5 protein-coding genes are annotated in these 11,636 nt (G+C 67.9%); 2 read left to right on the top strand and 3 right to left on the bottom strand.

Features of this window, described 5'->3' with window-relative positions:
- Nucleotides 1-163: 163 nt before the first annotated feature.
- Nucleotides 164-1,777 carry an adenylate/guanylate cyclase domain-containing protein gene (locus ACFWPK_RS13005; protein WP_378915006.1) on the bottom strand — a complete coding sequence of 538 codons (1,614 nt, stop codon included), beginning with the start codon at nt 1,775-1,777 and terminating at the stop codon, nt 164-166.
- Nucleotides 1,778-2,027: 250 nt separating this feature from the next.
- Complete coding sequence (locus tag ACFWPK_RS13000; protein ID WP_378915004.1) at nt 2,028-2,573, bottom strand: TetR/AcrR family transcriptional regulator; 546 nt, start codon at nt 2,571-2,573, stop codon at nt 2,028-2,030.
- Between the two features lie 81 nt (nt 2,574-2,654).
- Between ACFWPK_RS13000 and ACFWPK_RS12995 the strand changes: the two genes are divergently transcribed.
- Entirely contained in the window at nt 2,655-4,166 is a 1,512-nt protein-coding gene (locus tag ACFWPK_RS12995; RefSeq protein ID WP_378915001.1) for an MFS transporter, read from the top strand.
- 19 nt (nt 4,167-4,185) lie between these two features.
- On the opposite strand, the gene ACFWPK_RS12990 is transcribed toward ACFWPK_RS12995, so the two are convergent.
- The gene (locus ACFWPK_RS12990) at nt 4,186-6,030 is read right to left on the bottom strand and encodes a DUF4407 domain-containing protein (RefSeq protein WP_378914999.1); all 1,845 of its coding nucleotides are present in this window, start codon (nt 6,028-6,030) and stop codon (nt 4,186-4,188) included.
- Nucleotides 6,031-6,941: 911 nt separating this feature from the next.
- Here ACFWPK_RS12990 and gltB point away from each other — a divergent pair.
- On the top strand, nt 6,942-11,609 hold the full coding sequence (gene gltB, locus ACFWPK_RS12985) for a glutamate synthase large subunit (RefSeq protein WP_378914997.1): 4,668 nt from the start codon (nt 6,942-6,944) through the stop codon (nt 11,607-11,609).
- Nucleotides 11,610-11,636: the final 27 nt, after the last annotated feature.

Genomic DNA, 11,636 nt, shown 5'->3' with positions numbered 1-11,636 from the left:
TGCGACGAAGGAGTACCCGCAGGGAGGGAAGATCGGGGGCCCGAAGGGCCCCGACTCGAGCGCGTCAGCGCTCCAACAAACACAGCAAGGCACACCGCCCCGGGCCCGGTTTTACCTGAGCAGCAAGGTAAACCACCCCGGACCTGGTAAGCCTGACGCGTCCCTACCGAATCTCGGCGGACCCGCGCCCAGCTGACGCACCTTCGTCAGCCGGCTCGGACAGCCTCGGCAGCGCCACATGCGTCGGCTGCAAACGCCCACGCAGCGTGACCTTCTCGCCCAGAATCCAGTGCGCGGATTCGGAGTCGGCAGCCGCGGCAACCGTCGTCGCCGAGGTGAGCAAACGTTCCTCGTGCTGCTTGGACAGCTCACACAGCCGGGCGGCCTCGTTCACCGCATCGCCGATCACCGTGAATTCGTACCGATTGTGCGTGCCCACATTGCCCGCGACCACTCGCCCCGCCGCCACACCGATACCCGCGTCGAGATCGGAGGCATCGCGCAGTCGACGCTGGATCGCCCGGCCGCACGACAGCGCCGAACCCGCCAGGTCGTCGAGGGGAGCCGGGGTGCCGAACACGGCCAGCGCCGCGTCGCCCTCGAACTTGTTGAGCAGCCCACCGTGGCGCTCCACCTCGTCGACGACGATGTCGAAGAACCGGTTGAGGATGCCGACGATCTCGGGCGCGGGCAGGGTGGCCGCCATCGTGGTCGAGCCGATGATGTCGATGAACAGGGCAGCGGCCTCGGTTTCGGTCCCGCCGAGCACCGGCTGGGAGGCGATCGCCGCCATCGCGACATCGTGGCCGACGTGCTTGCCGAACAGGTCCTCGATCATCGCCCGCTCGCGCAGCCCGTGCACCATCCGGTTGAAACCGCTTTGCAGTTCGCCCAGCTCGGTGCCGTCGTAGAGGGTGATCTCGGCGTCGAGGTCACCGTTCTCGACGCGGCGCAGTGCTTGGCGGACACCCTTGATCGGGGCCACCGTCGCGGCGACGACCTGGGCCATCAGGATCAACCCGAACACCAGCGCGGAGCCGCCGAGGCTGAGCACGCACACCGCGAGTCTGGCCTTGCTCACCGCGGGGTCGGCCAGCGCCCAGATCGCGACCGTCATGGTCAGTGCCACCGGCACCCCGACGCCGACCAGCCACGACAGCATCGTCCGGCCGAACACCCCGATGCCGCGGCGGCGTTGCGGGTCGGCGGCCAGCACGCGCGCGGTCACCGGGCGCAGCGCGAATTCGATGATCAGATAGCTGTTGGCGCACACGACGATCGCCGCGGCGCCGATGGCGAGGATGACCTTGGGGATCAGCGCGGGCTCGAGCACGCCGTAGACGATGGTGAGCACGGTCAACGTCAACGTCCACAGCACGGCCTGCTGCAGCACCATCCAGCGTGGCGCCGACACGGTGACCCGCTGTTCAGCCGGGTTCGGCACGTGCTCGGGGTCGGTGGCCCAGCCCATGGACCGCAGGCCCGCCACCGTGCCCCACACGCCGCCGCCCGCCAGCGCGAGTGCGGCGCACAGTGGCGTGAATACGCTGTTGACCAGCAGCAATTCGCGGGTGAACACGGTCGGTCCCGGCAGGACGAAGCCGGCCAGCACCACCACCATCGTGATGCCGATCAGGTTCGCGATGAGCAGCGGAATGGTGAGCAGCAACTGCACCCGAACGCGGCGGATCGTCGATTTCTCGTCGACCGGCCCGAGCAGCGGTGAGCCCCACGGCGCTGATCTTGCCGCGCCCGCAGGTCCCTCGCGGTTGATCACATCCGAACTGTAAACCGATAGAGCCGAATCGGCCACAGAGTCGCTCAGGTCACGTTGTGAGTCAGGTTGCTATACCAACTGGTCGCAGCCGTTTTTGTGACGCTGCACCGGCCGGCGGGCCGTGGTGTTGTCCACAGCATGTTCGGTGTACAAACGTCCACTCAATGTGTCGCGGGCGAGCGTCGCGGACCGGCGAGCAGGTGGGTGTCGTCGATGGCTCGGCGGTGCACTCGTCCACTGAAATGTGGCGTCAGTGTTCCAGCAGCCGGTCGACGACCGCGCGGTAGCGCGCGGGTTCGATCGGCGGCAGGCCGAGCAGGGCGCGCAGGTAGACCCCGTCGCCGACCAGGCGGATCGTGTCGGCGCGGACGGGATCGTGTACCTCCGTCTCGAGGTCGTCCGACCAGGCCGCCATCGCCGCGCCCAGTGCGCGCTGCACCTCGTCGGGTTCGCTGCTCGCCGAGGCGTCGATGGTGCGCATGGTCGCCAGTAGCGAGCGGTAGAGGGCCAGCTCGACGACGTCGTCGGGCACGGTGGGGTCGGGCGTCTGCAGGTACCACTCGGCGATCGAAGTCCCGCTCGCCCTTGCTTCGTCGAGCTGGGTGCGCACGCGCTCGCCCAGCCGGTGAACCAGCCCGACGAGCAGGGCGTCCTTGCTCTTGAAGTGATAGAGCAGCCCGCCTTTGGACACGCCCGCCGCCGCGGCGACGTTGTCGAGGGTCATCTGGGCCGCGCCGCGTTCGAGCAGCAGGGTTTCCAGGGCGTCGAGGATGCGATCGCGGGTGCCGGGGCTCACGGCAATCACTGTACCGTCTGGACGGTTTCTCTGTTACTGTACCGGCTGGACGGTTTACCAAACCCGAAAGTCGAGAGACCGATGAACACCCCCACCGCACTCAGCCCGCCGCGCGCCACCCCGCGTGAGTGGGCGGGCCTGGGCGTACTCGCCCTTGCCCTGCTGCTGCTCGCCGTCGACGCGACCGTGCTCGACCTGGCCGTGCCCGCGATCAGCGCCGACCTCGCCCCGAGCACCCCGCAGCTGCTCTGGATCATCGACGTGTACTCGTTCGTGCTCGCCGGCCTGCTGGTGGTGATGGGCAATCTCGGCGACCGGATCGGCAGGCGCAGGCTGCTGCTCATCGGCGCCGTCGGTTTCGGCATCGCCTCGGCGCTGGCCGCCTGGGCGGTTTCGCCGGAAATGCTGATCGCGGCACGCGTCTCGCAGGGCGTGGCCGGTGCCACGCTGATGCCCGCCACGCTGGGGCTGATCCGATCGATGTTCCAGGACGCGCGTCAGCGCACCGTGGCGATCGGTGTGTGGAGCGCGATGGCCGGTGGTGGCGCCGCGGCCGGTCCGCTGGTCGGCGGCTGGCTGCTCGAACACTTCTGGTGGGGCTCGGTTTTCCTGGTGAACCTGCCGGTGATGCTGGTGCTGCTGGCACTGGCCCCGCTGCTCATCCCCGAATCACGTGACCCGAACCCCGGCCGGTTCGACGCGCTCAGCGCGCTGCTGTCCATGCTGGCGCTGGTTCCGGTGGTCTACGCGGTGAAGGAAACCGCCGCGCACGGTCCGGCGGTGGGCGCGCTGCTGGCCGGCCTGGTCGGTGTGGTCTCGGCCGTGTTGTTCGTGCGCAGGCAGCGTCGCCTGACGGATCCGATGCTCGACCTGCGGCTGTTCGAGTTGCCCAGGTTCCGGGTCGCGGTGTTCACCAATCTGCTCGCGGTGTTCGCACTGGCAGGCGTGCTGTTCTTCGGCTCGCAGTATCTACAGCTGGTTCTCGGGCGCACGCCCTTGCAGGCGGGTCTGTTGATGCTGCCCGGACTCGCGGCGAGCGTGCTCGGCTCGCTGGCGGCGGCCTGGCTCGTGCGGCGCTGGCGCGCGACGGTGGTGCTGGCCGGTGCGCTGATCATCACGGCGATGGGCTCGGCGGCCTTTCTCGCGGTCGACGCGGTGACCGGTGCCGAGGCATTCGTGCTCGGTTTCGTCGGCATCGGCCTCGGCGCGGGTGTGGCCATGACCGTGGCCGCCGACCTGGTCGTCGGATCGGCGCCGGAGGAACGTGCCGGTGCGGCCGCGGCGATCTCGGAGACCGCCTACGAGACGGGTCTCGCGCTCGGCGTCGCCCTGCTCGGGAGCACCGTGATGGCGATCTTCCGGCGTGGCCTCGACCTGTCCCTGCTGCCAGATGACGCGGTGGCCGCGGCATCGGGTTCGCTCAGTGGCGCGGTCGAGGTGGCTGGTGAGCTGCCCGCCGCGGTGGCGCAGGAGTTCCTGTCCTCGGCGAATCAGGCGTTCGTCAGCGGTATTCACCTGACGGTGCTCGGCATCGTCGCGGTCCTATTGTTCGCGGCGTACAGCGCGCTGCGAACGAAGAGCACGTTGAGGTGATCGTCCCTGGTGGGAGTTCTCAGCGGGCGGGGGGCAGCTGGCGACGGTTGCCGGGGAGTTCGTTGGCGTTGCCGCCGGGGAGTTCGCCGTGGCTGTCCGCCTCGGGCAGGCCGTTGCCCTGTCCGGCGGGCAGCGCGGTGTAGCTCGGTGCCGACGGGTACTGGCGCGGGTCCGGGTGGAAGCGGCTCGACGGTGCGTCGACCACGTTCGAGGCGATCTGCTGGGCGTAGGGCTGGTAGGGCTGCTGCTGGTAGGGCTGCTGCTGGTACGGCTGTTGCGGGTAGGCGCCGGGCGGCAGGAATCCCTGCGCGGGCTGGCCGGCGAGCTGATATCCGGCGGGAACCTGCTGCTGCTGCGCCGCGGAATCCTGCGTGTCGACGGTGACCTTGCGCGTGCGTCGCAGGGTGAACGTCACCTCTTCGACCTCTTCGAACGCCTGTCGCGCGGTACGCATCGGGTGGGTGGCCGAGTCGAAGACATTGGCGACGAACGCCGGTACCAGCGGCCGGATCCAGCGGGCGGCGGTGTCGGTGAACGGCACCGTCCCGATGATCGGCAGTTCCAGTCCGCCACCGCTGGTCGGTGCCTGCGCGGGCGGCTGCTGCGTGGGCACCTGGTGCGCGGGGACGAGCGCCCCGGCGGTACCGGCGGGCAGCGCGTGCTGGACATAACCGGCGGGCAGCTGCGATGTCACGTTCGGCTCCAGAGACACGGAGTCGTCCTTTCGATGCGGCTCGGTGAACCCGAGCTCGAAACCGCCGATCGCGGCGATGATCCTGGTGCGCTGACGTTCTCGATCGATCACGGTATCGGCTTCGATGGCCAGTTGCGCGGCGGTGAGCTCGTGTTCGGCGCGCAACGCGGCCGTCTCGGTGCGCACCTCGGCGCGTTTCACCGCGATGGCGGCGTCGGCTTCGCGCTGGGCCCGATCGGCCACCTCCGCGGCGTCGACCCGGCGGTCCAGCGAGGTTTCCCCGCGCCACCAGCGCAACAGCAGCGGCAGCAGGGCCACGACGATCCCGGCGAGCAGAATGAGCAGACGCAGCGCAGCGCCGCCCGCGTGCGAGGCGGTATAGCTGTTCATGGCCAGCCAGCGGGCGCCCAGACCACGGTCACCCTCGGCGATCGCACTGGTCCTGGCGGCGGCGAGCGTGGCGGACTCGGTACGAACCCGCTGGTCGAGGCCTTCGATGCGACCCTGGGCGGTGGCGAGCTGTTTGCGGGCGTCGTCGAGCATGTCGTTGGCGGTCTGGGTTTCCGGACCGCGACCCGGTACCCCGGTGATCCTGGTCCGCGGGCATTCGGGGGTGGGGTTGTACTCGCACCGGGCGATCACCAGCGCGCGGTCGATATCGCCCTGCGCCTTGGCGATGCTCAGGTCGAGCGCACCACGGTCGGCGCCTGCCAGGTCGAAGGACGTGCGGGCGGCGACCACGGCGGGCGCGTTCTCGGCGCCGGCCTGGGCGCGCACATCCAGTTCCTGGTCGATGGTCCCGCCGAGCAGGAACGTGGCGGCGAGTTCGGCGACGAACACCCCCGCCAGCACCCCGACCCCGATCCGGGCCGCGACGCCGAACCGATCATCGTCGGCACCGGGACGAGTGGTGGCCAGCGCCCGGCCGAGCGCCCCGGCCGCGAGGGTGATGACGAGCGCGCACAGCACCGCGCCGACAACGCCGACGTCGGCGGCGAGCAGTGCGGACAACGCGACGAGACCGGCGACCACCGCGAACAGCGACACCGCGGCACCGGTGACGAGATAACGGCCCTGTTCATGGCTGAAAGCCAGGTCGGTGCCCGTTTCGGAGTCCCGGCGCCGGGGCGAGGCAAGGCCTCCGCCGAGCCAGGTGAGTAAGCCGGTCATGAGTTCTCCCCGGGTCGTGCGCTCCACTCGGCATGGCGAAACTGGCATGGATTCGTTGTGTCAGCGTGACAGGCCGGACACCGACACACCGAGTGGCGAGGCGCTGCTTGTGGTCAGCCTCACAGTCGAACGGGTCCGCCCATCGCGCTGGCCGAGATATTTCCGGGCCGACCTCGGCGTGTCGTACGCGGCGAGCCGGGCCGTACCGTCGCCCGCGCCCGATTTGTGTCGAACGACACTGCCAGAAGTTAGCCAGCGATGTGCTGTGGCGCACATATGGCAATACAGACCGTACGGTCGGCTGACTGGCGTGCTCGTGGGGGCCCGTGTCGGGAATATCTCACAGTCCCCACCCCCGGTTAGCGGAGGTGGGAGGTTTGACCAGGTCATCAGCAGGGAAATCTGCTGCGGTGCAGGTGAGTTCAGCTTTCGGCCCCTGGCCGATGGCTGATCCGAGTCTGCTCGTCGACGGTGTTGACGCAGGTAGGCGTGGGTTGTCCGGGATCGATCCGGTCCCCGGACTGCTTTACACTGGACGACGCGCGCGACGATGCAAGCAGCCGTTACAAACCCCAGCTAGACGGGTTACTTAGCACAACCTTAGTTGGTTGGGTCTGCGGTCTGACTTATCGTTTGCTCTTACGCCGAACGCAACCGGTTCGGCACAACCACCTGTTCGAGGTCCGGTGAAACCGGGCCAAGAGTAGCGGGTGAAACCCCGCGCAGAGGTAAGGGACAAGTAAGCATCCCGTTATCTCTGAGCACCCCAACTACGTCAACGCCGCAAACCACCACCGTCGCTGGTTTCGGATCGTACGGACGCAGTCTTGACGGAGGCGAAACGACGAAGGGCCCACGCTCAGCTTGCTGGGTGGCCGACATCGACAGCCGACTTTCTTGAAGGCAGAGGCATGACGCAACTTCCTGGCCACAGGTCACCCGGAGCCACCGGGCTCTACGATCCGGCATTCGAACACGACGCCTGCGGCGTCGCGTTCGTCGCCGACATGCACGGACGACGCAGTCGAGACATCGTCGACAAGGCCATCACGGCCCTCCTGAACCTGGAGCACCGCGGTGCTGCGGGTGCCGAGCCGAACTCCGGCGACGGCGCGGGCGTCCTGATCCAGCTCCCGGACAAGTTCTTCCGCGCGATCATCGCCGAAAGTGCAGCCCCCTTCGAGTTGCCGCCGGAAGGCTCCTACGCCTCCGGTATCGCCTTCCTGCCGCAGGCCCGCCGCGAAGCCGCGCGTGCCGCCTACGGCGTCGAGAAGATCGTCACCGAAGAGGGCCTGGCCGTGCTCGGCTGGCGCGAGGTGCCGATCGACGAGTCCTCGCTCGGCGCGCTGGCCCGTGACGCCATGCCGACCTTCCGGCAGATCTTCATCGGCTCGCCGAAGAACTCCGCCGAGCAGCTCTCGGGCATGGACCTGGAGCGTCGCGCCTACGTGATCCGCAAGCGGATCGAGCACGAGCTCGGCCAGGCAGGCCCCGGTGAGGGCACCGTCGGCAAGGAATCGGTGTACTTCCCGAGCCTGTCCGGCCAGACCTTCATCTACAAGGGCATGTTCACCACGCCCCAGCTGCGTGCGTTCTACCTGGACCTGCAGGACGAGCGCGTCGAGTCGGCCATCGGCATCGTGCACTCGCGCTTCTCCACCAACACCTTCCCCTCGTGGCCGCTGGCGCACCCGTTCCGCCGGGTCGCCCACAACGGTGAGATCAACACCGTCACCGGTAACGAGAACTGGATGCGCGCCCGTGAGGCGCTGCTGCGCAGCGACGTGTTCGGCAAGGACGAAGCGGGCAAGGACCGTCTGCAGAAGATCTTCCCCGTCTGCACCCCCGGCGCCTCCGACACCGCGCGTTTCGACGAGGTGCTCGAACTGCTGCACCTGGGCGGTCGCGAACTGCACCACGCCATCATGATGATGATTCCCGAGGCGTGGGAACGCAACGAAAACATGGATCCCGAGCGGCGCGCGTTCTACGAGTACCACTCGATGCTGATGGAGCCGTGGGACGGCCCGGCGGCGGTGTGCTTCTCCGACGGCACCAAGATCGGTGCCGTGCTCGACCGCAACGGTCTGCGCCCGGGTCGTATCTGGGTCACCGAAGACGGTCTGGTCGTGCTGGCCTCCGAGGTCGGCGTGCTCGACATCGATCCGGCCACCGTGGTCCAGAAGATCCGCCTGCAGCCGGGCAAGATGTTCCTGGTCGACACCGAAAAGGGCCGCATCGTCACCGACGAAGAGGTCAAGTCGGAACTGGCCTCGGCGCAGCCGTACCAGCAGTGGCTCGACGAAGGCGTCAGCCGCCTCGCCGACCTGCCCGACCGCCCGCACGTGCACATGTCGCACGACCGCGTGCTGATCCGTCAGCAGATCTTCGGCTACACCACCGAGGACCTGAACCTGCTGATCACGCCGATGGCCAAGACCGGCGGCGAGGCACTGGGCTCGATGGGTACCGATACGCCGATCGCGGTGCTGTCGAACCGGTCGCGTCTGCTGTTCGACTACTTCTCGCAGCTGTTCGCGCAGGTCACCAACCCGCCGCTCGACGCCATCCGCGAGAAGGTCGTCACCAGCCTCAAGCGCAACCTCGGCCCCGAGGCCGATCTGCTGCACCCCGGCCCTGACTCCTGTCGGATGATCGCGCTCGAACAGCCGATTCTGGACAACGACGAGCTGGCCAAGCTCGTCCACATCAACGACGACGGCAGCCAGCCGGGCCTGCGCTCGGTGGTCGTGCGCGGTCTGTACCCGGTCGCCGAAGGCGGCGAGGGTCTGCGCAAGGCCCTGACGGCCATCAACACCCAGGTCTCGGCCGCCATCGACGGCGGCGCGCGCACCATCGTGCTGTCCGACCGTGAGTCGAACGAGAAGCTCGCGCCGATCCCGTCGCTGCTGCTCACCTCGTCGGTGCACCACCACCTCATCCGTGAGCGCACCCGCACCATGGTCGGCCTGGTCGTGGAGGCCGGTGACGCCCGCGAGGTGCACCACATGGCCCTGCTGATCGGTTTCGGCGCCGCCGCGATCAACCCGTACATGGCCTTCGAGACCATCGAGGACATGCTCGAGCGCGGTTCGCTGCAGATCCCGGGCAGCACCGGCGATCTGGCCGCCGACTTCCGCAAGGCTGTCGCGAACTACTGCACCGCGGGTAGCAACGGCGTGCTCAAGGTGATGTCGAAGATGGGCATCTCCACTCTCGCCTCCTACAACGGCGCCCAGCTGTACCAGGTCATCGGCCTGGCGCAGGACCTGGTCGACGAGTACTTCACCGGTCTGCGCTCCCCGCTTGGCGGCATCGGTCTCGACGAGATCGCCGAAGAGGTGGCCATCCGCCACCGCGTCGCGTTCCTGGAGAACCGCAACGAGCGCGCGCACCGCGAGCTCGAGGTCGGTGGCGAGTACCAGTGGCGTCGTGAGGGCGAGTACCACCTGTTCAACCCGGACACGGTGTTCAAGCTCCAGCACGCGACCCGCACCGGTCAGTACTCGATCTTCAAGGAGTACACCAAGCTGGTCGACGATCAGTCCGAGCGTTTGGCGGCGCTGCGTGGCCTGTTCAAGTTCAAGTCGAACCAGCGCGCCTCGATCTCCATCGACGAGGTCGAGTCCGCGAGCGAGATCGTGAAGCGTTTCTCGACCGGTGCGATGAGCTACGGCTCCATCTCCGCCGAGGCGCACGAGACCCTCGCGATCGCGATGAACCGGATCGGCGCCCGCTCGAACTCCGGTGAGGGCGGCGAGAGCCCCGCTCGCTTCGAGGTCGAGGAGAACGGCGACTGGCGTCGTTCGGCGATCAAGCAGGTCGCCTCGGGTCGCTTCGGCGTCACCGCGCACTACCTGACCAACGCCACCGACATCCAGATCAAGATGGCCCAGGGTGCCAAGCCGGGCGAGGGCGGCCAGCTGCCCGCGCACAAGGTGTACCCGTGGGTCGCCGAGGTGCGGCACTCCACGCCGGGCGTCGGCCTGATCTCCCCGCCGCCGCACCACGACATCTACTCGATCGAGGATCTGGCCCAGCTGATCCACGATCTGAAGAACGCGAACCCGCAGGCTCGGATTCACGTGAAACTTGTCGCGGAGCCGGGCGTCGGCACCGTCGCCACCGGTGTGTCCAAGGCACACGCCGACGTTGTGCTCATCTCGGGCCACGACGGCGGCACCGGTGCTTCGCCGCTGACCTCGCTCAAGCACGCCGGTGGACCCTGGGAGCTCGGCCTGGCCGAGACCCAGCAGACCCTGCTGCTCAACGGCCTGCGTGACCGCATCGTCGTCCAGGTCGACGGTCAGATGAAGACCGGCCGCGACGTGATGATCGCCGCCCTGCTCGGCGCCGAGGAGTTCGGTTTCGCGACCGCGCCCCTGGTGGTCTCGGGTTGCATCATGATGCGCGTGTGTCACCTCGACACCTGTCCGGTCGGCATCGCCACCCAGAACCCGGTGCTGCGCGAGCGCTTCGCCGGTAAGCCGGAATTCGTCGAGAACTTCATGATGTTCATCGCCGAGGAAGTGCGTGAGCTGCTCGCCGAGCTGGGCTTCCGCACTCTCGACGAGGCCGTCGGCCGGGTCGACCTGCTCGACACCGCCAAGGCCAAGCAGCACTACAAGGCCGCCAAGCTGGACCTGTCGCCGATTCTGGACATGCCGGAGACGGCGTTCATGAACCAGAACACCCGGTGCACCACCACCCAGGACCACGGTCTGGACAAGGCGCTCGACAACGAGCTGATCGCGCAGAGCGCCCCCGCGCTCGAGCGTGGCCAGGCGGTCAAGATCGAAACCAAGATCACCAACGTGAACCGCACGGTCGGCACCATGCTCGGCCACGAGGTGACCAAGCTCTACGGTGGCGCGGGCCTGCCCGACGACACCATCGACATCACCTTCACCGGTTCGGCGGGCAACAGCTTCGGCGCGTTCGTCCCGGCGGGCATCACGCTGCGGGTCCTCGGTGACGCCAACGACTACGTCGGCAAGGGTCTGTCGGGTGGCCACATCGTGGTCCGCCCGTCGGCCGACGCACCGGAAACCTTTGTCGCCGAGGACAACATCATCGCGGGCAACGTGATCATGTTCGGCGCCACCAGCGGTCGCATCCTGATCAACGGTGTCGCGGGCGAACGCTTCGCGGTGCGTAACTCCGGTGCCACCGCGGTCGTCGAGGGTGTGGGCGACCACGCGCTCGAGTACATGACCGGTGGCCGCGTGGTCATTCTCGGCAACACCGGGCGCAACCTCGGTGCCGGAATGTCGGGTGGCGTCGCCTACATCTACGACCCGGAGGGCACGCTCGCCGGGCGGGTCAGCCCGGATCAGGTCGACGCGATCGAGCAGCTCGCCGGTGACGACTTCACCTGGCTGCGCGACATCATCGCCATCCACCGTGACGAAACGGGTTCGGCTGTGGCCGAACGCATCCTGAGCGACTGGTCCCAGCAGGTGAACCACTTCGTGAAGGTCATGCCCCGCGAATACAAGAAGGTTCTACTCGCGATCTCCGAGGCCGAGAAGGCCGGCAAGGATGTCGATACCGCGATCATGGAGGCGGCTCGTGGTTAGTCAAGGAGTTCTAAAGAAGATGTCGAC

The sequence above is a fragment of the Nocardia sp. NPDC058519 genome (genome assembly GCF_042719755.1).
In the GTDB taxonomy this organism is placed as follows: domain Bacteria; phylum Actinomycetota; class Actinomycetes; order Mycobacteriales; family Mycobacteriaceae; genus Nocardia.
The sequence above is the reverse complement of the archived record's forward strand: the minus strand, read 5'-3'. Positions and strand labels throughout refer to the sequence as shown.